18 protein-coding genes and 5 pseudogenes are annotated in these 25,599 nt (G+C 68.6%); 16 read left to right on the forward strand and 7 right to left on the reverse strand.

Translation table 11 applies throughout. The features are described 5' to 3' along the window. Nucleotides 1-3 precede the first annotated feature (3 nt). Nucleotides 4-1,395, reverse strand: coding sequence for a PspC domain-containing protein (locus tag DEU38_RS04735; RefSeq protein ID WP_114718933.1), 1,392 nt, complete (start codon nucleotides 1,393-1,395; stop codon nucleotides 4-6). Between the two features lie 134 nt (nucleotides 1,396-1,529). On the opposite strand from DEU38_RS04735, the gene DEU38_RS04740 reads away from it, so the two are divergent. Both DEU38_RS04740 and DEU38_RS04745 read left to right on the forward strand, forming a co-directional pair. Next, nucleotides 1,530-2,816 (forward strand): ATP-binding protein, encoded by a 1,287-nt coding sequence (locus DEU38_RS04740; RefSeq protein ID WP_114719005.1) that lies wholly within the window; start codon nucleotides 1,530-1,532, stop codon nucleotides 2,814-2,816. Between the two features lie 9 nt (nucleotides 2,817-2,825). Continuing rightward, entirely contained in the window at nucleotides 2,826-3,500 is a 675-nt protein-coding gene (locus DEU38_RS04745) for a response regulator transcription factor (protein WP_114718934.1), read from the forward strand. Between the two features lie 23 nt (nucleotides 3,501-3,523). Here the strand turns inward: DEU38_RS04745 and DEU38_RS04750 are convergent, their stop codons facing one another. Further along, complete coding sequence (locus DEU38_RS04750) at nucleotides 3,524-4,696, reverse strand: serine/threonine-protein kinase (RefSeq protein WP_181818669.1); 1,173 nt, start codon at nucleotides 4,694-4,696, stop codon at nucleotides 3,524-3,526. An 850-nt stretch (nucleotides 4,697-5,546) separates the two neighbouring features. Between DEU38_RS04750 and DEU38_RS28975 the strand changes: the two are divergent. Both DEU38_RS28975 and DEU38_RS28980 read left to right on the forward strand, forming a co-directional pair. Continuing rightward, nucleotides 5,547-5,813 (forward strand): annotated as a pseudogene (locus tag DEU38_RS28975) (DUF6262 family protein); the annotation flags it as partial. Nucleotides 5,814-5,890: 77 nt separating this feature from the next. Beyond that, entirely contained in the window at nucleotides 5,891-6,076 is a 186-nt protein-coding gene (locus DEU38_RS28980; protein WP_258557634.1) for a hypothetical protein, read from the forward strand. Between the two features lie 276 nt (nucleotides 6,077-6,352). Here DEU38_RS28980 and DEU38_RS04765 read toward each other — a convergent pair whose 3' ends face one another. Next, complete coding sequence (locus DEU38_RS04765) at nucleotides 6,353-7,162, reverse strand: HPF/RaiA family ribosome-associated protein (RefSeq protein WP_114718936.1); 810 nt, start codon at nucleotides 7,160-7,162, stop codon at nucleotides 6,353-6,355. Between the two features lie 686 nt (nucleotides 7,163-7,848). Here DEU38_RS04765 and DEU38_RS04770 point away from each other — a divergent pair. The 5 genes and pseudogenes from DEU38_RS04770 (at nucleotide 7,849) to DEU38_RS04790 (ending at nucleotide 12,106) form a co-directional block, all read left to right on the forward strand. Then, nucleotides 7,849-8,067 (forward strand): hypothetical protein, encoded by a 219-nt coding sequence (locus DEU38_RS04770; RefSeq protein WP_114718937.1) that lies wholly within the window; start codon nucleotides 7,849-7,851, stop codon nucleotides 8,065-8,067. A gap of 356 nt (nucleotides 8,068-8,423) precedes the next feature. Next, nucleotides 8,424-8,986: pseudogene (locus tag DEU38_RS04775) on the forward strand (erythromycin esterase family protein); the annotation flags it as partial. A 45-nt stretch (nucleotides 8,987-9,031) separates the two neighbouring features. Beyond that, a complete protein-coding gene (locus DEU38_RS04780; RefSeq protein ID WP_114718938.1) occupies nucleotides 9,032-9,295 on the forward strand; it encodes a DUF1876 domain-containing protein in 264 nt (87 codons plus the stop codon). 192 nt (nucleotides 9,296-9,487) lie between these two features. Further along, nucleotides 9,488-10,894 (forward strand): wax ester/triacylglycerol synthase family O-acyltransferase, encoded by a 1,407-nt coding sequence (locus DEU38_RS04785; RefSeq protein WP_114718939.1) that lies wholly within the window; start codon nucleotides 9,488-9,490, stop codon nucleotides 10,892-10,894. A 65-nt stretch (nucleotides 10,895-10,959) separates the two neighbouring features. Continuing rightward, nucleotides 10,960-12,106: pseudogene (locus DEU38_RS04790) on the forward strand (serine hydrolase domain-containing protein). A gap of 35 nt (nucleotides 12,107-12,141) precedes the next feature. Here the strand turns inward: DEU38_RS04790 and DEU38_RS04795 are convergent. Continuing rightward, complete coding sequence (locus DEU38_RS04795) at nucleotides 12,142-13,347, reverse strand: Ig-like domain-containing protein (RefSeq protein WP_258557625.1); 1,206 nt, start codon at nucleotides 13,345-13,347, stop codon at nucleotides 12,142-12,144. 271 nt (nucleotides 13,348-13,618) lie between these two features. After that, nucleotides 13,619-13,849 (reverse strand): annotated as a pseudogene (locus DEU38_RS04800) (ATP-binding protein); the annotation flags it as partial. A 953-nt stretch (nucleotides 13,850-14,802) separates the two neighbouring features. On the opposite strand from DEU38_RS04800, the pseudogene DEU38_RS04805 reads away from it, so the two are divergent. From DEU38_RS04805 to DEU38_RS04835, 7 genes and pseudogenes are all read left to right on the forward strand, one after another. Beyond that, nucleotides 14,803-15,213 (forward strand): annotated as a pseudogene (locus DEU38_RS04805) (hypothetical protein); the annotation flags it as partial. Continuing rightward, the gene (locus DEU38_RS04810) at nucleotides 15,210-16,766 is read left to right on the forward strand and encodes a DNA polymerase Y family protein (protein ID WP_114719006.1); all 1,557 of its coding nucleotides are present in this window, start codon (nucleotides 15,210-15,212) and stop codon (nucleotides 16,764-16,766) included. The pseudogene DEU38_RS04805 and the gene DEU38_RS04810, both read left to right, overlap by 4 nt. A 48-nt stretch (nucleotides 16,767-16,814) precedes the next feature. Next, on the forward strand, nucleotides 16,815-18,932 hold the full coding sequence (locus DEU38_RS04815; protein WP_114718942.1) for a heavy metal translocating P-type ATPase: 2,118 nt from the start codon (nucleotides 16,815-16,817) through the stop codon (nucleotides 18,930-18,932). Then, a complete protein-coding gene (locus tag DEU38_RS04820) occupies nucleotides 18,929-19,702 on the forward strand; it encodes an alpha/beta fold hydrolase (protein WP_114718943.1) in 774 nt (257 codons plus the stop codon). Before DEU38_RS04815 ends, DEU38_RS04820 begins: the two co-directional genes overlap by 4 nt. A 29-nt stretch (nucleotides 19,703-19,731) precedes the next feature. Then, entirely contained in the window at nucleotides 19,732-20,232 is a 501-nt protein-coding gene (locus tag DEU38_RS04825) for a hypothetical protein (RefSeq protein ID WP_397484289.1), read from the forward strand. A 2-nt stretch (nucleotides 20,233-20,234) separates the two neighbouring features. Then, complete coding sequence (locus DEU38_RS04830) at nucleotides 20,235-20,807, forward strand: YdeI family protein (protein WP_114718945.1); 573 nt, start codon at nucleotides 20,235-20,237, stop codon at nucleotides 20,805-20,807. A gap of 21 nt (nucleotides 20,808-20,828) precedes the next feature. Continuing rightward, nucleotides 20,829-21,746, forward strand: a complete 918-nt coding sequence (locus DEU38_RS04835) for a sucrase ferredoxin (RefSeq protein ID WP_181818664.1) — start codon at nucleotides 20,829-20,831, stop codon at nucleotides 21,744-21,746. Nucleotides 21,747-21,756: 10 nt separating this feature from the next. Here the strand turns inward: DEU38_RS04835 and DEU38_RS04840 are convergent, their stop codons facing one another. Both DEU38_RS04840 and DEU38_RS04845 read right to left on the reverse strand, forming a co-directional pair. Beyond that, complete coding sequence (locus DEU38_RS04840; RefSeq protein ID WP_114718946.1) at nucleotides 21,757-23,238, reverse strand: NAD(P)/FAD-dependent oxidoreductase; 1,482 nt, start codon at nucleotides 23,236-23,238, stop codon at nucleotides 21,757-21,759. A 139-nt stretch (nucleotides 23,239-23,377) separates the two neighbouring features. Beyond that, complete coding sequence (locus DEU38_RS04845) at nucleotides 23,378-25,378, reverse strand: SDR family oxidoreductase (protein WP_114718947.1); 2,001 nt, start codon at nucleotides 25,376-25,378, stop codon at nucleotides 23,378-23,380. Between the last annotated feature and the right edge of the window lie 221 nt (nucleotides 25,379-25,599).

Here is a 25,599-nt window from a genome sequence, read left to right on the forward strand (position 1 = left end):
TATTCAGCCACGGTAGACCCTCACTTCTCCGAACTTGTTGTCGACCTTCAGGTCCAGGACCGGGCCGCTGGTGCCGTCGGCGCCACCGTCGACGAATCCGTCTCCGATGCAGTCGGTGGTACCGCCGACGACGGAGCAATCGGTGCGGACGTTCATGTTCTCGGGCACGATCACGGTGTAGTTACCGAACGTGCCGTCGAGGCGCATCTCCCGGTTCTCGGTGAGATCGAGCTGGCGTAGGTCGACGGTGAAGTCGCCGGCCGTGCCCTCGTAGACGGCAGTGAGTTCGCCCATCGATCGCGGGGTCCACGTGTGTTGGCCGACCTTCGACCCGTCCCAGTTCAGTGGTCCGATGATCGACGAGAGGATCACGAACCCGGCGAGCGGGAATCCGACGACGAGCAGTCCGTAGCCGCGCCGCAGGAAGGCTCCGACCAGCAGTCCGGCGCCGATCACGGCGAGGGCGACGCCGCCGATCCGGGCGGGCGTCAACCATTCCGCGCCGGTCGCGGCCCACACGCCGGTCGCGGCGGCGGCGGCCAGGACCGCGAGGCCGAGGACGACGGACGTGAATCGGCTGCGAGGCTTGCGTGGCAGCTCCGCGGGCAGCTCCGGTGCGCGGGCCGGCTCGGGCAGGTCCCACGCGAACGGCGCCACGCCGAGCGGGTCCCAGGCCGGGGGAGTCGGCTCGGGTGATGTCGCAGCCACCGGATCCGTCGGGACGGTCGGCCGATCCGGAGCGGCCCCGGACTCGGACGCGGGCTCCGACTCGGGCTCGTAGTGGTCGGGCAGTCGCGTGTACGGCGTGTACGCGCTGTACCCGGTGTACGGCTGGCCGGGGTACGCGGCCGTCGGCGCCGTCTGGAACGGCGTCACCGGGAACCCGGCGACGGTCTGCGGCACCCCCGCCGGCAGCGCCGGCGGAATCGGCCGGCGCTGGTACAGCAGCCACAGGCCGCCGAGCATGAGCGCGAAGCTGATCAGTCCCGACCCGCCCATCCCGACACCGATCGGGCCGAGCGTGCTCGCGGCGATCGCGAGCGCCACGAGCAACACCACGGTCTTGGTGCCGGATTGCGAACTCTGGCCGCGTCCGAGCAGTGACTCCGCGGGCGAGACCTGGTCGCCGGGCTTGCTGAGCAGCAGCCAGCATGCGAGATACAACACGATGCCGGCGCCGCCGAAGATCGTCGAGACGACGAACGCGACCCGCACGAGGACGGGGTCGATGCCGTAGCGGTGGCCGATGCCCGCCGCGACGCCGGCGATGTGGCCGTGCGCCGGTAGCCGGATCGGGCGGGTCCGCCACAGGTCGTGAAGCTGATCGGAGAAGCTCCCGGTGGTCCCTTCAGTGCTCATGCAACCATCGTCGCGATCGGCCACTCGCCGCACCATCGGGAACTACCCTGATCTTTCCCTGAACCCGGGTCGGAGCGTCCACGGATATCAGGGTCGGACCCTGATGCCGGACCGCGGGAATCCGTGCCAGGATCGGGACTGTGCAACCTCTGGTCGACCCCAACCAGGTCGTGAACACGGCTCTGGATCCCGTGCGGGACGAAACCCTCCACCCCAGGCTCGAGCGTCGAGTCGGGGGCCGCATCGTGGGCGGTGTCGCCGGCGGCCTCGCCGATCATCTCGGCGTCGACGTCTTCAAGGTGCGGGTCGCGTTCACACTGCTGGCCGCGCTCGCCGGTGCGGGCATCGTCGCGTACGGGCTGCTGTGGATCTTCACGCCGCCCGGCACCGACACCGAGAAACCCAGCGCCGCCGAGCGTCGTCGCGCGCTGGGCCTGGCCGTGATCGGACTCGCGATCAGTGCGGGTCTGGCCTGGATGATCAACGGTACGGCGGCGTCGGTGATCACGCCGTTCGTCGTCGTAGCGGTCGGTGCCGCGCTGGTGTGGCGGGAGTTCGACACCGACGGTTCGCGTTCGGTGCTGGGTCTGCCGCACCGCCCGACGGTGCTCACCTGGGCGCGCGTCCTGGGCGGTGTGACGCTGATCGTCACGGGCCTCGGTGTGGTGATCCTCGCGCAGGTCGACATCGATGCGCTGCGGTCGTCGCTGCTCGCCGTCGTCGTGACACTGGTCGGTGCCGGTCTGCTCACGGTGCCGCTGTGGCTGCGGCTGTGGCGGGCGCTGGGCGAGGAGCGTGCCGCCCGCATCCGCAACGAGGAGCGCGAGGAGATCGCCTCGCACCTGCACGACTCGGTGCTACAGACGCTCGCGCTGATCCAGAAGCAGGCAGAGTCGCCGCAGGAGGTGACCCGGCTGGCGCGCGGGCAGGAGCGGGAGCTGCGACGGTGGCTGTTCGGTGGCGGCGAGACCGCGCACACGAGCCTGTCGGAGGCACTGCAGACCATCGCCGGTGAGGTGGAGGATCAGCACGGGGTGACGGTGCGTCCGGTCACCGTCGGCGACGTCGAACTCGCTGCCGACGGCAAGGAGGGGCCCGGGCTGTCGCGGGAGTGCTTCACCGCGCTGCTCGGCGCCACGCGGGAGTCGCTCGTCAACGCCGCCAAGCATGCGGGGGTCTCGAGCATCGATCTGTACGCGGAGACCGAACGCGACCAGGTCAGCATCTTCGTCCGCGACCGCGGTGTGGGCTTCGACCCCGACACGGTGCCGGAGGACCGGCAGGGGCTGGCCAAGTCGATTCGTGCCCGGATCGAGCGGCGCGGCGGTCGGGTGGAGGTCCGCTCGACGGTGGGCAAGGGCACCGAGGTGCGGATCCACATGCCGCGCCCGGTCTCGCCGGACAGTGAAGACATTGCTGCCCCGGACGTCGCGAGCGAAGCCGAACCGATGTCCTAGGGTGGGGCCGTGACTTTCTCGGCCTCCTCTGCACCCAGCCCCGACAAGTTCCGGGTATTCCTCGTCGACGACCACGCGGTGTTCCGGGCCGGGGTGCGTGCCGAACTCGGTCGGGAGTCCGACATGGAGGTCGTCGGTGAGGCCGGCGGCGTCGCCGAGGCCGTAGCCGGCATCAACGCGCTGCGTCCCCAGGTGGTGTTGCTCGACGTGCACATGCCCGACGGGGGTGGTGTCGCGGTGCTGAACGGAATCGACTCGGGCCCGGTCTGTCTGGCGCTGAGTGTGTCCGACGCAGCCGAGGACGTGATCGCCGTGATCCGGGCCGGTGCCCGCGGGTATGTGACGAAGACGATCTCGGGTGCCGAACTGGCGGACGGTGTCCGCCGCGTGGCCGGAGGCGACGCGGTGTTCAGCCCGAGGCTCGCGGGTTTCGTGCTGGACTCGTTCACCGGACGTTCGAATGTTCCGGAGCCTCCTCTGGATCCGGAACTGGACTCGCTCACCCCGCGTGAACTCGAGGTGCTGCGCCTGCTCGCCCGCGGGTACACCTACCGTGAGATCGCCGAGGAGTTGGTCATCTCGGTGAAGACCGTGGAGACCCACGCGTCGAACGTGCTGCGAAAGACACAGCAGTCCAATCGGAATGCGCTCACCCGGTGGGCGCACCGGCGCCGCATCGACTGAGCCGTCGCTACTGGGACGCTGTCTCAGAGAACCAGCGCGACGATCAGCACCACGACGAACGCGAGCACGATGATGCCGACCATGACGGCCATCGCGAGCGGCGCGGCCGCGACGATCTTGCCGCGCGTGTCGGTCGGGGCCTGCGGGCCGGTGAGACCGTCGGTGAGCTGACGGAGCCACGCCCGCCCCGCGGGACGCGGAACCGCGCCCAACGGTGTGTTCGATTGCGCGGCAGGAAGATCCGTCGCAGTGGTCGAGGCCATGCGGCGGCGCGGGATCGGTGCCGGGGCCGACCGGTAGGCCCAGTTGGGGACCGTGCCGTCGGCCGCCTTCACCGGTGCGCCGATCAGCGCGTCGGCGGCGGCCGCCCCGGTCCCGGCGTCGGATCCGAGTGCGACGGCGGCGAGGGCGTCGCGGGCCTGCGCCATCGTGGGGCGGCGGGCCGGGTCGGGCTCGAGTAGGTGCAGCAGCGTGTCGGTGAGCGGACCGCTGAGGCTCGGTCGGTAGATCTCGGCCTTCGCGACCCGGTGCAGCAGCGCGATGGGATCGGTGTCGAGGCCGAACGGGGGTTGGCCCTCGACGACGGTGTACAGCGTCGCGCCGAGCGAGAAGACGTCGCTGGCCTCGGTGGGGTCGTCGCCGCGGGCGACCTCGGGGGCGAAGTAGGCGGGCGTTCCGGTGATGACCCCCGGCTTGCCGCTGGGCGCGTCACCCTTCGCGCGGGCGATCCCGAAGTCGCTGATCTTGACGATGCCGAGGGCCTCGCCGCGGTCGGCGACGAGGATGTTGCCCGGCTTGATGTCGCGGTGCAGGATGCCGGCCGCGTGCGCCTCCGTGAGCGCGGCCGCGATCTGCGCACCGATCTGCGCGACCTCGAGGGGCGGCAGGGTGTCCGCGAGATTCATGGCCTCGGCGAGGCTGCGCGACGGCAGGTACTCCATGACGAGCCACGGCTCGCCGGACTCGACCGCGACGTCGTACATCGCGATCGCGTGCTCGTGGGACAGCTGCGCGGCGTTGCGGCCCTCGCGTAGGGCCCGCTGGCGGACCGCGCGGGCCTCCGCCTCGTCCATGCCGATGGTGGAGGTGACCTGTTTCACGGCGACCTCGCGGTCGAGCAGCGTGTCGTGCGCGAGCCACACCGCGCCCATGCCGCCGCCGCCGAGCTTGGAGCGCAGCCGGTATCTGCCCGCCATCAGGTAGTCCGGCCCGATGACCGCCCGGCTTCGTCGGCCTGCTCGGGTGGGTTCCTGATCAGTCACGTATTCGAGGTTAGTGGATCGGCGGGGTTCGTCTTGACGTGCTGACACGCAGGAGCTTTACTGGAACTGATTCGAAAACATGTTCGAATCGACTGTGTGCCGCGTCTTCCCCGTGCGCGCCGAACATCGGAAGAACCAGAAGTGTGCCCCGGGGAGCAGATATGACCGAACCAGCCCAGCTGCCTGTATCCCCGCCTTCCGTCTCCGCCGAGTTGTCGGGGTTGTCGGGCCTGACGCGTCAGCAGCGCCTGGAATACCTGCGTCGGCGGATCGCGGCGGTGCCGGCGAAGGGCGAATCGAGTGCCGTCGACGCGGCAGGCGAAAGCACTGCTCGACGCCGAACACGTGGCGCCGTGCCGTCGGCGAAATCGCAGTCCCGCACGGCGCATGCAGCGAGCCGAGCAACGTCACAGCGGGCGGGGAGGACTGCCCGGTCCGCTTCCGCTGTGTCGGCTGTTCGCACTTCTCGACCGATGAGTCCTACCTGCCAGACCTCGAGGCATACCTCGCCGACTTGCTGCGCAGCCGCGAACGACTTCGCGGCACGCTTGTTGCCACGACTGGGCCAAGGCAGAGGCCATGCCGTCGGACGAGGAGATCACCCGTATTCGCCGCCTGATCTCCCGTATCCAAGCCGATATCGACGACCTACCCGCTGCGGAACGAGCGCGAATCGGCGAGTCCGTGGCCGTCGTCCGACGCGCTCGCAACCAGGTTGTCGGTCTCGGCATACCGGATCCGCCAGCGAGTTCCCGACATCCGGCCAGACAGGGGTGCGTGACCGATGGCCGATCCGATAATCGAGGGCCGCCGCGCGGACTCCGCGCGGCGACGGCAACGAGTGATCAAGGCACTCAACGCCGCGGGTGCGGAAGGGACCGAGATCAGCGTCTCTGCGATCGCCCGTGCTGCCGGTGTCGACCGCACCTTCCTCTACCGGCACAAGGACCTGCTCGCCCAGATCCACACGGCTCAGACGGCGCCGCCAGCGACTGCAGGAAGCCCGGCACCCGTGACGCGCGACTCCCTGAAAGCCGACCTCGCCGACGCCCAACAGTGCATCACGCGCTTGGCCGCGCACAACAGGCAGCTGCAGCGCAAACTGTCCGAACTGCTCGGCGAACAGGCATGGCGCGATCCGGACTCGGTGCGCCGACCGACATCGACCAACTGCAGCACCGCATCACGATGCTCGAGCAGCACGTCGTCGAACTCACCGGCCTACTCGAGGAACGAGACCAGGAACTCGATGCGGCCCGGGCCGCGAACCGAGAACTCTTCGCGAACATGAACAGGCCGGGGATCACCCGCTGACGTGGACGGTAGCGAACTCTCAGCGATAGCAGTTCACCGGTAGTTGGTGCGGGTCGACGGGATGCCGACCCGCGCCGCTCCTCGAGGCCGCACCGTTGTGTGCAGTCGTTGTGGATGCCACTCGTATACCGGCCTGATCAACGAGTGGCGCGGTCGTCGCATCTGAAGGAACGACCGAAGCGCGGCGCCGCGCGGCCGCGGCGCAGGCCAGATATCACACCGGCCCGTTACTCGGGCGTGGTTCCTCGCGCGGGCCCGGCATCATATTGGTCTGTTTCATCTTTCGGTGCTCGGGGTGATCAGGCCGTAGTGGCCGTCGTAGCGGCGATACAGGATGTTGCCGCGCCCGGTGCCGGCGTCGAGGAAGAACAGGAAGGGCCGGCCGAGGGCGTTGAGCTGTTCGACCGCCTGCTGTGTGGTCAGCCGAGGCGCGGTGTGCGGGCTGATCGTGAGCGGCACTTGATACGCGGCGAGGTCGGATGGCTGTGGGGGCGTCAGCTGAGCCAGCCGGTATCCGGTGGGCTCGTCGCGGTACAGGACGCTGTCCCGGCCGGTGCCTTCCTCGGTGAACAGGTGGAAGTCGTAGTCGAGCATGTCCATGTCGAACGCGGCCTCGTCGATGGTGCAGGTCGCCAGCGTGTAGGCCTTGTGCCGGACGATCTTCCGTTGCGCCTCGGGTCGGGGAAAGTAGTCGGGCCGATGGGTGGGTTCGGATATGTGCCGCCATTCGTGTGGCTCGGCTGACGGCCCCTTGCCGCGCTTGGCCTCCCAGTGTTCGGCAGCACGTTCGAGTTGCCGCCGCAGGCGAGCTTCGAGCTTGTCGACCGTTTCGCGGGTGTTGGGGCCGGCTGCCTGCGCGCGCACCGTCTTCCCGTCGGCATCGAGATTGGCCTGGGCGAGCACCGGTTTCTCCAGCGCGGGGTCGGTGTATTTGGTGAGCTTGACGTGAGCGGACAGCAGCGGCCGGTGGGCCAGACGGCCCAGGCCGCCGATCTTGTAGTTGACATAGTCCTCGGCGCCCGGCAGATCGCCGTGTTTGGTGACCTCGATCGGGAACGTCGGGGGCAGCTCGGGTCGGTGTCTCATTGGGCCATTGCTACGCCGGGCGGCGCGGCACCGGAAGGGCCGAACGGCCCGAGCGCGGCTTTTGGGCCCGGTTTGCACGGTACGTTCGCTGGTCTGACCGAGCCGGCCCCGTCGTGTCGCCGGTGCCGCACCCTCGTGTGGATCTGCGCGCTTCTGGCCGTGTCCGCGGTGGCGGTCGCCGCGCCGCTACGGCTGTGGGATGCGGAGGCCTTCCCGGCTGGCATGCCAGCGAGTAGCGCTACATCTTGGGGACCGGCCCACATGATGGGCGTGCCCCTCGCAGTCGCGGGCGCGCCCATGCTCGTGCTCCGGCCATCTACCGGTCGCTGGTCACGGATGGGCAGCAATAGCCATGCCGCGCACGACGGTGCGCACGGATCCGGGGGACACCGTCCGACAACAGGTGCGACGCCTGCACAAGATATGTTGATGCGCAACATGATCGGTGTAGCGTCGACGCTGCTTCCCGGCGGATGGTGACCATTTCCTCAATAGGGGCGACGGCCCGCAGCATAACCAAACGCATCGTGCCCGGTGGGGTTGTGGGTGTCGGGCGGTACGTGACGGGTGCGCTACGTGGTGCCGTTCCGTGTTCACCATGCGCGTTGCGGTGTTTGTGTCACGTTCCGAGCGCAGGTTCGTGACATTGCTCGTCCTGGCTGCCGGCGGGTGCCTATGTTGTGTTTATGGCGCAGGAACGGGAGATCATCGCGTTCGATGTCGTCGAGCGTGGGGATGTCGGTGTGGGCGTGGTGGAACGCCTCGCGCAGGAGGTGTGGCGGTCGATGTCGGCGGACCAGGAGGGTGCGTGTGACCACCCTCGGTGGATCACCAGCGGTCCGGTCCCGGATGTCGAGGGCTACACCTCGCACCGATTCGAGGGCACCGTGCACGCCGACAAGTAGAGGCATTCGACGACCCTTTTGCGGGCTCGGATCCGCCGGCATTTGGGACTGCCGCGCGAAAGGGAGGCAGGTTGTCACCTTTTTGTGCAGCTGACCCACGATCGTATCGTGCCGGAACGATCCGGGCATCGCCCGAAACGCCCAGATCGTCATGCCGCCTGTTCCGCTATCGCCCCTGAGTTCCCTGCAATTCCGTTGCAGCAGTGTGGATTCGTGTAGGAGTGGCATGATCGAGGTCGGCATAACGACTGTAGAATTCGGTGACGTCGACCGGGGTCAATCCACGCCCGTACTCGGGGTCAGCTCAGAGACCATCCGGTTAACGAGGTACCGGGAGCATTCCGGGATACGCAACAAAGGCGGCCGACCGGGCACGTGGGCGGTACGCATGCTTCGACCAGGTCCCGAGTAGTGACGGCCAGGCATAAGGGTACGCCGCCGCCTTCGGCGCCGGGAAGTCCTGCGAGACTGAGGTTGTCGACCAGCTGCGGGAGCTGCAGCGCCACGCCATCGACTACGTCCGAGCGGATGGAGCCACTGCCGAGGATGAGCAGTTCTATGCCGAGCACAACGCCTGGAGCGTCCGCAACGCCGAGGAGTACTACCGAGCCATGTTCCGGGGCACGTAACGTCCTGGAACCTCCGCGACCTCCATATGGCCGACACCCTCGACGCCCTGATCGCCCATCTCGACCGCCACGAAGACAACTCATCACGAGTCGTGGTGTGGGCGCACAACTCCCACGTGGGCGATGCGCGCGCAACCGAAGCCGGCGCCCACGGCGAACTCACACTCGGGCACCTGATCCGTGAGCGGCATCGAGACCAGTGCCGACTCATCGGATTCACCACGCACCACGGAACCGTCACTGCCGCAAGCGAATGGGGAGGCATCGCCGAACGCAAGATCGTCCGCCCCGACGTCACCTCGATCCCGAAGGCGCGGTCCGCGAAGGAGTAGTTCATGAGCGACAAGACCTGGATGATCGATGTCACGATCGACGAACATGATCGTCGGACCCGGGCGAAGGCATCCCTGACGATCGGTCCGTCCAGGCTCGTCGGCGTCGGATTCACGAGGCGAGATCCAGCAGACCCGGAGGTGCCGGTGATCGGTGACGAACTCGCCACTGCGCGGGCTCTCAGGGATCTCGCGAATCAACTGGTTGCGACGACATCCAAGGACATCGAGAACGCTACGCGTCAGCCCACCCGGTTGATGCGATGATCGTCGCGGTTCCAGGTGATTGCGTTCGGCTGGATCCGCGGCGAACGTTGAGCAGAAGCGCTCCAGCCCGGACCCGGGTCGGCGAGGGGGATCGCCCGACGGCGCCGGGCGCGTACGCAGGTCTGGACGGGCGACCTCCGATGGTGCAAGGCTGAGGGGAAGCCCGCTGGGTGCGCGCCGCGGAGGTGCCTGATGGAGTTGATGTCGCCCGTCGACCTGGCGTTGCTCGTGGGGGAGATCGGTTCGCGCACCCTGCACGTAGCTGCCCTGATGGTGTTCGATCCGGCCGAAGACCAGCACGAGACCTTCGCCGAAGCGGCCTACCGGCAAGCCCTGACCTATACGAGTGTGCACCCGGCGCTCATGCGCAGGCCCGTCGCGAGACTGTCCACGGCCGGCATACCCACGTGGGAGACGGTCGACCGTCTGGACATGAGCTGGCACCTGCGGTGGTCGGCGTTGGCTCCTCCGGGCGGAGACGCGGAGCTCCACCAGCTGGTCGCACGACTGCACGAGAGCCAGCTCGACCGCTCCAGACCGCTGTGGAGCGCCCATCTGATCGAGGGTCTGTCCGGAGGGCGATTCGCCCTTTACGTGAAGATCCATCACGCGCTCCTCGACGGCATGTCCGGGATACGTCTCATCGAGCGTTCGCTGAGCACCGATCCGCTCGAACGCGGCAAGCCGGTTCCTCTCACGCGCGACGGTGAGGAGCCCCTGACGAGTCCCGCCCGAGACGGATGGGGGTCGTTGGGCCGCTCTGTCCGCCGGGCCCGCGACCTTGCCGAGGGGATGGTCGCCGCGGTGGAGATTCTCGGCAAGGCCCTGTTCGGAGAGGCGGGCAAGGTCGCCGCGGGTCTGAGGTCGGAGGCCACCGTGTTGCCGATGCAGGCCCCTCGGAGTGTCCTGAACGCAAAGATCACCTCAGCGCGGACGTTCTCCGCCCGTTCGTGGCCGAAGGCCAGGATCAGGTCCGTTCAGGATGCGACCGGAGCTTCCTGCGGTGATGTGATCCTCGCGATGTGCGCGGGCGCGCTGCGGGCCTGGCTACTCGAGCGGGGCGAGTTGCCGGACGCGCCGCTGGTTGCCTTGGTGCCGGTTGCGCAGCGCAGACGCACGGACGCCGATTCGGGTGGTAATTCCGTGGGGGTGGCGCTGTGCAACCTCGGAACGGACTTGGCAGACCCCCTCGACCGACTGGACCTGATCGTACGGTCGATGACCGACGCCAAGAAGCGGATTCACGAGCAGGGTTTGTACCCGTCGCTGGTAACGGCCGTGCCGGACCTCGTCCCGAACCTGACGACGATATTGCCGCTCGACCCTCACCTGCGGCCCACGTTCAATCTGGTGATCTCGAACATTCCGGGTCCCCGGCAGTGGTTGTACTGGAACGGCGCGCCGCTGCGGCAGCTGTACCCGGTCTCCGTCGTCTTCGACGGCATCGACCTCAACATCACGGTCTGTCACTACGCGGACGAGCTCCAGTTCGGTTGCATCGGCGCTCCGGAATCAGTTCCGCACATCGAGCGTTTGATTGAAGCGCTGGAGGAAGCGTTGTGCGACCTCGAGACCGCGACAGCACGGGATGGATCATGAACAATCCAGCCGTTCATCCCGACCGTCCCACCCTGGTGCCTGCGCCGCCGCTCGTGACAGGCGCGATGCGCATCGACTCCCGATTCCGGGCACTAGCTGCCCAGTTCTTCGACCTGTTCCACGGATCCCGCGACGGCGGCGGCGCACTCGCCGTCTACCTGCACGGGGAGCGGGTGCTCGATGTGTGGGGCGGTTGGGCGAGGCCGACCGGTGGACGAAGGACACCGTCGCACTGTCTTTCTCGACCGGAAAGGGCGTCGCCAGCACCGTGCTACATCGTCTGGCGGAGCGCGGGATCATCGACTACGACGCACCGTCGCTCGGTACTGGCCCGAGTTCGCCGCCGCGGGCAAGGACGCGATCACCGTCCGGGATCTGATGAGCCATCGTGCCGGGCTGCACCGGGTGCGGGGCCTGGTTCCCGGTCCGCTGGGATTGATGGACCATGCCGCCGTCACCGCGGCGCTGGCCGCCAGCGCGCCGGATCCCCGCAGTCCGATGCTGCCCGGGTACCACGCGGTCACCTACGGCACGTTGGTTGCGGAGCTGCTCGCGCGAGCCACCGGCAAGCCGTTCGCCGAGTTGGTGCGCACCGAGATCGCCGAGCCGCTCGGCGTCCCCGAATTCTGGTTTGTCGTTCCGCCCGAGCAGCGATACCGGATCGCCAAGTCGTTCCCACGGATCAACCCGTTCCGACTGTCGTGGGATACGACCTCGTTTGTGCTTTCCCGGATACCGGGGCTCAGGGGCGTCGCCGATGCCGGAATGCCGCGGGGATTCGACGAACTCGTGCGCAACCCAGCCATCCACGACGTCGCCATGCCGGGATGGAACGGCGTCTTCAACGCTCGTGCGCTCGCCAAGATGTACGGGGCGCTCGCCAATGGCGGCAGCGTCGAGGGCATCCAGTTCCTGCGATCGGAGACTGTCGCGCAATTGAGCGAGGTGCAGACCACCGACCGGGACTTCGTCCTTGGCATCCGGACGAACTGGCGGCTCGGTTATCACGCCGCCCTCGTCGCCAGCCGGACGCAGTACGAACATGCCTTCGGCCACTACGGACTCGGTGGGTCCGGCGCATTCGCCGACTCCAAGTCGGGTCTGGCACTGGCCTTCGTGACCAATCGGATGGGAAACGCGCTGACCCCGTTGACCGACCTGCGGATGTTGCGGCTGGGTGCGCAGGCCCAGTCGATCGCACGACGACTGTGACCTCGTCGGTCACGGTCCCGGCGGCGCGAGGGTTCTCACTTCCCGCGTGAACGGGTCCGGCCGACCACGAGGAGCGTCGCGACGGCGGCGGCGCCGAGGGCGATCAACACTGCGGTCTTCGGAACCCGGTTCGCGCTCGGCTCGTCCGATCCCGTCACCGTCATGGTGCGCACCTCCGACGTCGACGGGGTGGTGCCGGGGGCGCCCGAGTACACCGCCCCGATCTTGTGCTCACCGGCATCGGCGAAGGTGTGTGACACCGACGCCCGTCCGTCGACCACGCTGACGGGGCCGTCAAGATCGACGCCGTCGATCCGGAACTGCACCGTGCCGCCGCCGGGCGCCGGCGAGACAGTGGCAGACAGGGTGACCGACGTCCCGGTGGGCACCGACTCCGGTGCCGACACCACCGTCGACGTCTTCACATCGGTTGGACTCGAGATGGCGACAGTCGCCACGGGGTCGGCCCCACCGTTCAGCGGTCCGGTGGTCGTGTCTCTCGGCGAACACCGGGTCGCGGCCCAGTGGGTCCCGAACAGCGATGCCTTGGCGAGTGAGGTGTTGAAGTTCGCATCGTTGTCGAAGTCGCCGGCCGCGCCCGCAGTCCTGAGCTTCGGTGCGATCACGCCGGATTCGCCGGCGATCATCGTGACCTCGACGGCGGGCATCTGGAACCAGGTGTCCCCGTTGGGGTTGGTTGAGCCGTCGAGGTTCTTGGAGTTCTTCGGAACCCGGATGCCACCCTCGCTGTCGGTGCTCGACGATGGACTGTTTCCGATCACCTCGTTGTTCCCGGACAATCGCAGAACGCCACCCGAGACATCGTTGACGACACCGTTGTCGTCGACGCGAAGCACGTTCGGTGCGACGTTGTCCAGGTTGATGCCCGTGCCGGCCACTACCGTGGCGCCGACGAAGACCGCATTGGCCGGGATCTCGAAGTCGTTCTTCAGTCGGGAGACGCTGATGGTGGTCGCCCCCGAGCTCGAGGAGGGGTAGGACTGCGGACCTGTCTGAATTCGATAGGTGAACCGCTGTCCCGGTTCGACGGTGGCCGGTGCCTCGACGGTGACCATGTCCGTTCTGAGATTGTCGACGTCGACGACGGAAGACGCCCGGCAGGATTCGTTGAACGACACCTCAACAGGTGCGGCGAATGCGATGGACGATCCCAGTATCAGGCTCGAAGCGATCGTGGCCGCAGTAACCGGGGGCATCCAGCGTCGTGGCGTCGAGAACACGAATCGCTCCTCCTCTGGCTCTCCCGTCGTACCGAGCGGAGGAACCGCCATAGGTGCACTGATGGTGACTTGGCTGACGTTAGTTGTCGTTCGCCGGTCTCGGTGTCACTTCGACCACTTGCGGGGACAGGCTGGGCCGGACCGGCATCAGACCGTGCACTCCAAGTTGATTCCTGTCGTAACGGCGAGGTCGGCGATCAGGACAGTGACGACCGCCGGACAAGTGCCTGGCGGGCTCGAGCCGGTCCGACCGCTGCCACCGAGTGCTTCCTCACGGCTGATCTGGGCGGAGGGGCAACGTGATGGTGAAGGTACTTCCCGTTCCCGGTCCATCACTGGTGACAGTGATGTGACCACGCGGCGCCTCGATGAGCACCTTGGCGATCGCGAGGCCGATCCGGGCTCCGCCATGCCCGCGGTCGCGTGCCACATCGAGCCGGTGAACCCGTGCGAATGCATGCGGGAGGTGTTCGGCGGAGATCCCGTCGCCGGTGTCGGCCACCATTTTCATTGCCCAACTCGGCTATCCAATGTGAGCCAAACGATCTGGAGCTGGATCCCTCATGGACCAGGATGTGTGGCCGGAGCTGGTGCTCGAGAGAACCAGGCGTCCAGCGCGAGGTCGAATGCCCTTGCCGGAGACCCGAACATCTAGGTGAATGGACTGGATGCGGCCGACTCCGCCTTCGATTCCGCCGTAGGCGGCCGGTCTGGAATCCAGTCGAAGATCAGGTCCGGGCCAGTCGCCGCTGGTGACCACCAACACGGAGCGGTGGCTGCGGACACGCGCTACGAGAGGTCGGGAGCGGCTCGGTGATATGGCGGCACCGGAAAGGTCGAGTACCACCATGTCGAGCCCGTCAAGGAGCACGCCGAGCACCTTCAACGCGTTATCTCCAGCGTCAGGGATGTGCGCCAGACGGGACAGGTCCGCGCCCATCTCCACCGCGGCAAGCCAACAGAGCTGGCGGTACCCGATAACCGCAGCGAACGTCCCATCCTGGGTGGCTGCGGCCAGCATGCCGAGTAGGAGCGAGGTGCCAGAGCACGCAACGACGGTGCCCTTGGGCAGACCTCTGGCGGGTAGCAGTTGCTCCAGGCCTCCGGGTGCCGCGAGTACATCTCTTCCGCACTGGGGATTCAGTGCCTTGTGATCAGTTGTGCGCGACGAAATCGCGGCCATCTGCGATCGCAGCCTCTCGAGCTGTTCTCCCAAGGGCAGTGCGGCAAGCGGCGTACTCGTCTCCGCTGTGGTGGCGTTTCCCCCTAGCCCTTCATTCGAACGCATGTTCTAATTATTGCATGCGTGTGGTCACGCTTGTCCAGCACTTTCCTGGCGTGCATCCGTTGCCGGCGTGCGCCTGGGTTCGTATCTGCGCTCATCTTCAGTGCCACGCCTGTGGTGATCTGCTGCCTTCTCCGGAGGGTGCACTGAGCTGCGAAAACTCCTCTGAAAGTGTCGCGCCACAGCCTTGGACCCCGAGAGAAGTCGCGGCGGTTCTGCTCGACGGCATGGACCTGGTGGTTCTGGGGTTGGGTGGGATGTCGGTGCCGCCGTCGCGGGCCCGGGCCGTGGTGGCTCGCGCGCGCAGCAAGCAGTCCACGTTGGTGGTCACCGACGGGCACTGGGGCGGGGCGGAGGTCCGGCTGGACGCGCAGGCGCGCGGCTACGACGGGGTGGGGCGCGGCGCGGACGTCGGACGTGGCCGGGTGTGTTCGGTCCGGTTGGCGGTGCGGGCGCAGGGGCGGGCGCAGGGGCGGGCCTTCCGGCCGCGGACCACGTGCCTGGATGTGTGTTCGATGCAGGGGCGCGTCGAGTGGGTGCCGGAGGCGGTCGCGCTCACGCCGGACGTGGTGGCGCTGTGAGCTCGCGGGTGCTGGCGGTGTGGTGCCCGGACTGGCCCGCGGTGGCCGCGGCCGCGGCGGCGGATCTGCCGGCCACCCGGCCGGTGGCGGTGTTGCTGGCCAATCGGGTGATCGCGTGCTCGGCGCCGGCCCGGGCGGACGGGGTGCGTCGTGGGCTGCGGCGTCGGGAGGCGCAGGCGCGTTGTCCGGAACTGCATGTGGCGCAGGCCGATCCGGAGCGTGACGCGCGGCTGTTCGAGCCCGTCGCTGCCGCCGTGGACGAGGCCGCGCCCGGGGTGGAGGTGCTGCGCCCCGGTCTGCTGGTGTTGGCGGCTCGCGGCGCGAGCCGGTACTTCGGCTCGGAGGAGGCCGCGGCCGAACGGTTGGTGGACGTGGTGGCGGCGGCCGGTGCGGAGTGTCAGATCGGCATCGCCGACGAACTGTCCACCGCGGTGATCGCGGCGCGCCACGCGGCGCTGGTGCCGGCCGGGGAGGGGGCGCGGTTTCTGGCCCCGCTGCCGATCGCCGAGATCGCGGCCGAACCCAGCCTCGCGGCAGCGGACCGGGCCGACCTGGTCGATCTGCTGCGCCGACTCGGGCTGCGCACCGTCGGATCCTTCGCGGCGCTGTCCGGGGTGGATGTGGCGTCGCGGTTCGGCGCCGACGCCGTCCGCGCGCACCGGACTGCCCGCGGCGAACCGGAACGCCCACCGTCGGCGCGGGCGCTGCCCCCCGACCTGGAGGTGGAGCAGCAGTGTGATCCGCCGATCGACCGGATCGACGCCGCGGCCTTCGCGGGCCGGGCCATGGCCGAGCGACTGCACGCGAAACTGTCGGGCGCCGCGGTCGCGTGTACGCGACTACAGGTGTCGGCGACCACCGGCAACGGTGAGCACCTGACCCGGACGTGGCGGTGCGCCGAACCGCTGACGCCGGAGGGCACCGCGGACCGGGTGCGTTGGCAGTTGGACGGTTGGCTCACCGGCCGCAGCGGGTCCCGGCCCACCGCGGGGATCACCGTCCTGCGTCTCGAACCGGTGGAGGTGGTGGCTGCCGGGGCCCTGCAACTGGGGCTCTGGGGTGGTGTCGGAGAGGAGGACGAACGAGCCCGCCGGGCCCTGATCCGCGTGCAGGGTCTGCTCGGCGGCGAATCGGTGCGGGTGGGTGTGCTCAGTGGCGGTCGGGGGCCGGCGGAACGAATCACGTTGGTGCCGTTGGGAGACGAGCTGGTACCGGAATCCGACCCCACCGCGCCGTGGCCGGGACGACTCCCCGAACCGGCGCCGGCGACGGTGCTGCCGAACATCCCGACGGTGTCGCTCGAGGACCGCGCGGGTGGTGCGGTGCAGGTCACCGAGCGGGGGGAGTTCAGCGCCGTTCCCGCACGGCTGCGGTGGGGGAGCCGGGACTGGGAGGTGCAGGGGTGGGCGGGACCGTGGCCGGTGGACGAACGCTGGTGGGACGTCTCGGCGGCGCGGGCGGCCGCGCGCGCGCAGGTGCTGCTCGCCGAGTCGCGGGCGTTGCTTCTGATCTGCGAGGGAGGAAGGTGGGGTGTGGAGGGCATCTACGAGTAGCCGATCCACCCTTGCCCTATACCCATGGGGGGTATACCTTCAGTGGGTATGAACCCAAGTGGAGAAGCAGTTCACGAACACCACGCGGCGGATACTTCCGGTCACGAGGGTTCGGAACACGCGCATCATTCAGGTCACGCCGGTCACGGCGGGCACGCCGGTCACGGTGATCATGTCGCCCAGTTCCGCACGCTCTTCTGGATCATGCTGATTCTGTCCGTCCCCGTCGTCGGGGCGAACATGATGTTCGCGGATCTGGTCGGCTACACGTTGCCGGACAACCCTGCGGTGGAATGGATTTCGCCGCTGCTCGGCACTGTCATGTTCGTGTGGGGCGGCCGCCCCTTCCTGACCGGCGCGGTGAGCGAACTCCGTGCCCGGCAGCCCGGGATGATGCTGCTGATCGCGCTCGCGATCACCGTCGCATTCGTCTCGTCGTGGGGGTCGAGCCTCGGCATCCTGGGCCACGACCTGGACTTCTGGTGGGAACTGGCCCTCCTCATCGTGATCATGCTGCTCGGGCACTGGATCGAGATGCGGTCGCTGGGGCAGGCCTCGAGTGCGTTGGATTCGCTCGCCGCCCTGCTGCCCGACGAGGCCGAGCGCATCGGCGACGACGGCGCGGTCACCACGGTCTCGACCGCCGATCTCGTGGCCGGCGATGTCGTGATGGTGCGCCCCGGCGGCCGCATCCCCGCCGACGGCCGGATCGTCGAGGGCGCCGGTGACCTGGACGAATCCATGATCACCGGCGAGTCCCGCACGGTGCGCCGCGGGCTGGGCGACACGGTCGTCGCGGGCACGGTGTCGACGGATTCCGCGCTGCGGATCGAGATCACCGCGGTCGGCGACGACACCGCGCTCGCCGGCATCCAGCGTCTGGTCGCCGAGGCGCAGAACTCGTCGTCGCGGGCGCAGGTCCTCGCCGATCGGGCCGCGGCCATGCTGTTCTGGTTCGCGTTGGGCGCCGCGGTGGTCACGCTGGCGGTGTGGTCGATCTTCGGTCCCCCCGACGAGGCCATCACCCGGACCATCACGGTCCTGGTCATCGCGTGCCCGCACGCTCTCGGTCTGGCGATTCCGCTGGTGGTGTCGATCGCGACCGAGCGCGCGGCCCGTGCCGGTGTGCTGATCACCGACCGGCGTGCGCTCGAGGCCATGCGCACCGTCGACACCGTGCTGTTCGACAAGACCGGCACCCTCACCAAGGGCGAACCGGCGCTGGTCGCGGCCACCGCGGTCGCCGGACGGGACGACGACACCGTCATCGCGCTCGCGGCCGCGGTGGAGCGCGACAGCGAGCATCCGCTGGGCCGCGCGATCGTCGCGGCCGCCGAGCATCGCGGGTTGCGCGTCCCGCAGGCCACCGAGTTTCAGGCCCGCAACGGCGTCGGCGTCACGGCTACCGTCGACGGCGCGAGCGTCAGCGTCGGCGGGCCCGGCATGCTCCACAGCCACCGTGCGTCCGCCCTGCCCGAGACGGAGGAGTGGGCGTCGCACGGCTCGACGGTGCTGCACGTGCTCCGCGACGGTCGGGTGATCGGTGCGGTCGCGCTGGCCGACGAGATCCGGCCCGAGTCTCGCGACGCGATCGAGGCGCTGCATGCCCGCGGGGTACGCGTCGTGATGCTCACCGGCGATGCGGAGGCGGTCGCGCGGGCCGTGGGCGACGACCTCGGCATCGACGAGGTGATCGCCGGCGTGCTGCCGCAGGACAAGGGCGCCAAGGTCAAGGAGTTGCAGGCCGCGGGGCGCAGGGTCGCGATGGTGGGCGACGGCGTCAACGATGCGCCCGCGCTCGCGCAGGCCGACGTCGGCATCGCGATCGGTGCCGGCACCGACGTCGCGATCGCGTCGGCCGGGGTGGTGCTGGTCAGCGACGATCCCCGTGCGGTGGTGTCGGTGATCGAACTGTCCCACGCGACGTACCGGAAGATGGTGCAGAACCTGGCGTGGGCGGCGGGCTACAACGTGATCTCGGTGCCGCTCGCGGCCGGTGTCCTCGCGCCGGTCGGGTTCGTGCTGCCGATGGAGGTGGGCGCGATCCTGATGTCGGCGTCCACCGTCGTCGTCGCGGCGAACGCACAGTTGCTGCGCCGGTTGAAGCTCGAACCGCAACGGCTGACCCGCTCGGTTCCGGAACGGGAGCACGATTACGCTCGATGATCGTGGAGATGACCGAGACGACAGTCACCCGGAGTGGCCACACGATCGCCTACCGCGACAGTGGTGCCACAGGATCTGCTGTGGCACATCCTGTTCCGGTGATCCTGGTGCACGGGATGGGCGGCGACAGTCGCACGTGGGACCGGTTCGCGCGGGCCGTCGCCGGTCGTGGGCGGCGGGTGCTGGCGGTGGACCTGCGCGGTCACGGCCGCAGCGCGCACGCCGAGTCGTACCTGTTCGGGGAGTTCGGCGACGACATCCTCGGCCTGTGCGAGGACCTCGGCTTCGGCAGCGTGGACCTGGTGGGGCACTCGCTCGGCGGGCACGCCGTCTCGCTGGTCGCGCAGCAGCGTCCGGACCTGGTCCGTCGCCTCGTGCTCGAGGAATCACCGTTGCCGTTGCGCCCCGGCGATCCGATCCCGAACTTCGGCGGCAGGCTGCCGTCGTTGGTGGAACTGTGGCACGCCGCCTCCAGCATGTTGCGCAGCCCGCGGGCGGTGTGGGCGTTCGACCGGTCGATGACGGCGTCGGCGCTCACCCAGTTCCACGAGCCCAATCCGTCATGGTGGCAACGGCTCCCGGACATCGAGGCGCGGACGCTGATCCTGCGCGGTGGCCCCGCCGGCATGGTGGATCCGGTGCTGCTCGACGCCGCGGTCACCGCGATCCGCGACTGCGAGGTGGTGTCGTTCACGAGCGGGCACAGCATCCATCGCGACCGGTACCGGGACTTCGAGGCCGCGGTCCTGCCGTTCCTGATGGCGCACTGACGTCGGTCCCGCGTGGCAGTATGCGGGACATGGCATTCCTTCGTGCAGATCGGAAGCTCATCGCGTGGTCGGTGGCGTATGTCGTGTCGCAGGCCAACATCGCGCGCCTGCTCGGCCCGGTCGGGGTGAAGCTGCTGAAGACGCAGACGGCGCCGTCGGCGCGGGCGTACCGGGCGGTGCTGGACGGCATGGACGCGGGCGAGATCGCGCGCTACCGCAGCCACTTCTACCCGGACTTCGTGCACCCCGTCATCTACGCCACCGCGCTGCGGGTGGGGGCCCGGCGGCTCGACGAGCTGACGCCGCTGTCCCCGGCGACGAAGCGGATGCTGCTCGCGGCTCCCGTCGCCGCGGCCGCGGGCGACTACGTCGAGAACGTCGCCGGGCTCTACCTGCTCGATCACCGGGACCGCATCAGCGACACCACCGTGCGGGCCGCCACCGCGGTCAGCACCACCAAGTGGGTCCTCGGGCTCGGCGCCTTCGCGTATCTGGTGCAGGGTTTCGTGCGGGTCTGGGCGAGGCACTGATCGTGGCGGCCGAACTGCCCGTCGAGTACTTCGCCGACCAGGCCGAGTTCCGAGAGTGGCTGTGCGCCAACGTGTCGTCGCCCGGTGTGCTCGTGAAGATCGCCCGCAAGGATTCTCGGCAAACGTCCGTGACGTACGCCGAGGCGGTCGAGGTTGCGCTGTGCTTCGGCTGGATCGACAGTCAGGCCCGCAGGCTCGACGAGGACTTCCGGGTGCAGCGGTTCACGCCGCGCACCGCCCGCAGCCCCTGGTCCGAGCGCAACAGGGATGCCGTGGAGGCGTTGATCGAGCGGGGCCTGGTGGAACCGGAGGGGCTGGCGGCGGTGGAGGCGGCCAAGGCCGACGGCCGGTGGGACCGGGCGTACGCGGGACCGAGGACGGCACAGGTGCCGCAGGACCTGCTCGACGCCCTCGCCGCGAACCCGGCCGCGGAGGCGTTCTTCGCGACCCTCGACAGTCGCAACCGGTTCGCGGCGCTGTACCGCATCCAGGACGCCAAACGTCCCGAGACCCGGGCCCGGCGGATCGCCACCTTCGTCGAGCAGTTCGCCGAGGGCCGCAGGTTCTACGAGTGAGCGCCGGTACACAATGGCGGGGTGAGTGAATCGGTACCGCAGGCCGGCCCCAACACGTGCTCCGTGCTGTCGGCGGACGAACCGCTGCCGGGCACCGCGGCTCAGGTCGCGGGCTGGGTGTGCATCGAGTACCCGGGCGCGTGGGGCCGCGACGTCCTCGACGGCACCGCGCTGGGCGCGGAACTGGCCGGTGAGCTGGCGGACCGCGCCGACGCGGCGGGGGTGCGCATCATGTTCATCCGCCGTCCCGGACGCAGCGAGGTGGCGCGCGGCGGTCGCACGGTGCTGTTGGCGAACTCGCACCCGGACCACTCGTGGTGCGAGCGCCTCGAAATCGGAGATGTCTCCGACCTGCTCGACGTCGATCTGATGCAGGTTCGTGGCCGCGCACCCGGGCTGGGGGAGCGGGTGCCCGGGCCGGTGGTGCTGGTGTGCGCGCACGGCAAAAGGGATCAGTGCTGCGCGGTGCTCGGACGTCCGGTGGCGGCGGCGCTCACCGCGGAGTTCGGCGACGCCGTGTGGGAGTGCTCGCACACCGGTGGCCACCGGTTCGCGCCGTCGTTGATCCTGCTGCCCAGCGGCAACACGTACGGGCGGCTGGGCCCGGACGACAGCGCGCGGGCCGTCCGGGCCGCCGCGGACGGTCGGGTGTACCTGCCGGGACTGCGGGGACGGAGCATCTGGAGCCCGCGCGGCCAGGTCGCCGAGGTGACGGTGCGACAGGACGTGCCGGCCCGTACTGACGAGCTGGTGGTCGACGAACGGACCGCCGATCCGGTGGTGGCACACCGCGACGGTCGACGGTGGCGAGTCTCACTCGAGCAGCGGGAGCTCGCGGCCCGCCCCGCGAGCTGCGGCGCCGAGGCCAAGCTCGTGCGGCCGGTGGTGGCGGTGAGCATGCAGGAACTCCCCGCCGAGGTGCCGGCGGGGAGTTCCTAGCGACGTCGGCTCAGCCGGACAGTTCGGTCGAGCGTTCGGTCCGCGGCGGGTGCGCCCGCGTGATCCGAGGTCCAATGGGCGTCACGTTCCGCGGCGCGGGTGAATCCTGCTTCGCCGAATCGCCCGTGCCGAAATCGTTGTTCAGGAACGATTCCGCGGAATCGTCGAGAATGTTCAGCCACTCGTCGTGCAACGGCGGGGCAATCGTGCCGGTCAGCGTCGACACGTAGCTGCAATTCCGGTAGCCCATGATGTCGGCCTTCTTGTCCTTCTTCCACTGCTTGAAAAGCTCGCCCTGCTTTTCGACGTGGAATTCGGGGTAGTCGGTCCGATCCACCAGATCGCGAATGTAAGCGGCCTGGAAATCGATTTCCTCGACGGCAGTCGAAAGTTCTTCCTCGCGGGCCCGCCATTCCTGGATATCCCGTTCCCGCGTCTCGGTGTCTGGCAATTCGATCCGGCCGAGAATGACGTCGCGCGCAAACCAGGCCTGCGCATCGAACATGTTGAACGTGAAGTACTGGTCCTGCATGCCGAGGAAGAACAGACGCGAGTTCTCCTGCGAGACGACGCCCTTGTACATGCCGGTCGGGTACAGGCGGTTGTTCGTGCGCAACGCCAGCTCGTCGGGCAGGAACGGGAAGTGGTGCTGGTAGCCGGTGCACAGGACGATCGCGTCGACCTCGCGGGTGCTGCCGTCCTGGAAACGTGCGGTGTGGCCGTCGATCCCGGTCAGCACGGGCACCTCGGAGAAGCCCTCGGGCCAGTCGTGGCCCATGGGCGCCGAGCGGTAGCTGAAGGTGACCTCGGCGGCGCCGTACTTGAAGCACTGCGTCCCGATGTCCTCGGCCGAGTAACTGCTGCCGATCAGCAGAAGCCGTTTACCTGTGAATTCTCGGGCGTCACGAAAGTCGTGAGCATGCAGCACGCGGCCCGGGAAGTCGTCGAGGCCCTCGAAGTGCGGAACATTCGGAGTGGAGAAATGTCCGGTTCCGACCACGACATAGTCGAAGAGTTCGGTCTCGAGCGAGCCGGACTTGTGGTCGGCGACGGTCACCGCGAACTTTCCGGTGTCACCCTCGCTCTCGGGTTCGACGTACTCCACCCAGCGGACGGCGGTGTCGAAGCGGATGTACTTGCGCACATCGCTCTGATCGACCCGGCCCATGATGTAGTCGTGTACGACGGCACGCGGCGGGTACGACGGAATCGGTCGGCCGAAATGTTCCTCGAAAGAATAGTCGGCGAACTCCAGGCATTCCTTCGGTCCGTTCGACCAGAGGAAGCGGTACATGCTTCCGTGCACTGGTTCGCCGTTTTGGTCGAGCCCGGTGCGCCACGTGTAGTTCCACATGCCGCCCAGATCGCTCTGCTTTTCGTAACAAACAATTTCGGGCATCGACCCAAGACCTGATTTACGTGCCGACTCGAATGCCCTCAACTGTGCGAGGCCACTCGGACCGGCTCCCAAAATCGCGATCCTTGGCGTCAAAGTCTTCTCCCTATTTTCGTTGGTCCCCTATCTTGCTTAGCACAGCGAAAGACGGTTTGGCGAACTCGGCGGCTCGTTCGGAATCGAAATTCTGTGCGATTTTCGGGGCGAAATAGGGCGGTTCACCAGCGCATATGCGTCACCAGTGCACGCCCGGAACCAGTCGGGTGAGACGACGGGCGAAGCGGGCCGCCGACGCTGTCGGACCGGTCGGTCGGCGGGCGTCCCGCGGGGCCTCGAGGAGGGGTTCCGGCCGGGGTGCGGGGCCGGCCTCGCCGCGGGCGGCCGGGGAGTCCGGGAAGGCGTGATACATCCGAGATAGTGCGAGGTCCTTCATTCGCGGCGCGAAGATGGCACCGAACTCGGCCAGGGTTCCGATGGGGACGTCGATGCGCTTGGGGCGTTCGATCAGGGCGCGGACCACCATCGCCGCAGCCTTCTCGGCACTCACCGCGCGGCCGGCGTTGTACTGCCCGGTCGGCGCGATCATCGGGGTTTCCACGAGCGGCATGTGGATCGTGGTGAACGTGATCCCGTCCGACAGGGTCTCGGCCGCGGCCACGTCGGCGAAGGCGTCGAGCGCGGACTTGCTCGCGACGTAGGCCGCGAACCGCGGCGTCCGGGCCTGGACGCCGGCGGTGCTGATGTCGACGATGTGGCCGAAGCGTCGCTCGCGCATGTGCGGTAGCAGCGCGAGGACCATGCGGACAGCGCCGAAGTAGTTGACGGCCATGGTGCGCTCGAAGTCGTGCAGGCGGTCGGTCGAGCGGTAGATACCTCGGCGGATGGACCGACCCGCATTGTTCACGAGCATGTCCACGTGATCGTGTTCGGTGAGGATCGACTTGACGGTACGGTCGACCGCCTCGGTGTCGGTGAGGTCGCACGGGTACCCGAACGCGGACCCGCCGGCCTCGCGGATCTGCGACACCACGGCGTCCAGTTCGTCGGCGCGACGAGCGAGAAGCAGGACGGTCGCGCCCTTCGCGGCGGTGGCGATCGCGGCGGCCCGTCCGATGCCGGAGGAGGCGCCGGTGATGACGACGTGACGGTTCACGACCGGACCGGCCGGATCGTCGCGGCGGGCCCGGTCGGGGTCGAGGTGCTCACGCCAGTACGTCCACAGCCTCGCCGCGTACGACGGGAACGGGGGTACGGCGATTCCGCTGTCCTGCAGTGCTTCCTGGGTCTGGTCGGTGGTGAACCGGGTCGGCAGGGTGAGGTGGTCGAGCAGCACCGGCGGGATGCCCATGCGACGCAGCACGAGGTTGCGGGTGGGCCGTATCCGATCCGGTGGGTTCAGCAGGGGCGCGGCCAGGGCGCCCGGTAGATCGGCTACCGGTGTCGGCGCGTGGGCGGCGTCGGCGAGCGCGGCGTAGATCTGCCGGACCGGTTGTGACTCGGGAGAGACGAGGTGGAAGGCGCGGCCGTCGAGGCCGGGGCGGAGCATGAGTTCGACGATCGCCGCCGCGACGAAGTCCACCGGAACCACGTTGGTGTATCCGAGTCTCGGGACCGCGACGGGAAGGACGGACGGAAGCTTCGCGAGTGCGGCGAGGGCGGGGAAGAAGTAGTACGGCCCGTCGATCTTGTCCATTTCGCCGGTGACCGAGCTGCCCACCACGGCCGCCGGCCGGTAGATGCGCCACGGCACCGTCGACGCGCGCACCAGCCGCTCGGCCTCGAACTTGGTGCGGTGGTACGGCGTCGGGAATCCCTGGCCCAGGTCGAAGTCACTCTCGGTGAACCGTCCGCGGTGATCGCCGGCCACCGCGATCGACGAGACATGGTGCAGCGTCGCGCCGATCCGGGCGGTCAGCTCGATCACCGATCGGGTGCCGTCGATGTTCGTCGCCGCCTGCTCGTCCCCGGCGGTGAGGTCGTAGATCGCGCCGAGATGCAGTACGTGGTCGGCGTCCGGAGGTGGGGCGTCGAGTCCCAGTCCGGGCTCGGTGAGGTCCCCGACCAGCGCGTGGACGCGGTCGCCGTCCGGCCACGAGTGCGACATCCGTTCGAGCTTCGACACCGACCCGGGCCGAACCAGGACGTGGATCTCGGCGGCGGGATCTCGCTCGAGCAGCCGTTCGATCGTGTGTCTGCCGAGGAACCCGGTGCCGCCCGTGACGATGTACGTGGCCATACCCGGAACTTACTCCGAAGTAAGGAGTGGTGCCAGGGTAATCGGGGCGGCTTTCGGTGGTCGGAACGGTGGCGGCCACGGCGACTAGCGGCGGCCTCGCCGGTTCATCGACGCGGCCGCACGACTAGATCCGCTCGATGATGGTGCCCGTCGCGAGTGCGCCGCCCGCGCACATCGTGATCAGGGCGGTCGAGCCGTCGCGGCGCTCGAGTTCGTGCAGC

This window comes from Rhodococcus sp. AG1013 (genome assembly GCF_003350365.1).
Taxonomy (GTDB): Bacteria; Actinomycetota; Actinomycetes; order Mycobacteriales; family Mycobacteriaceae; genus Prescottella.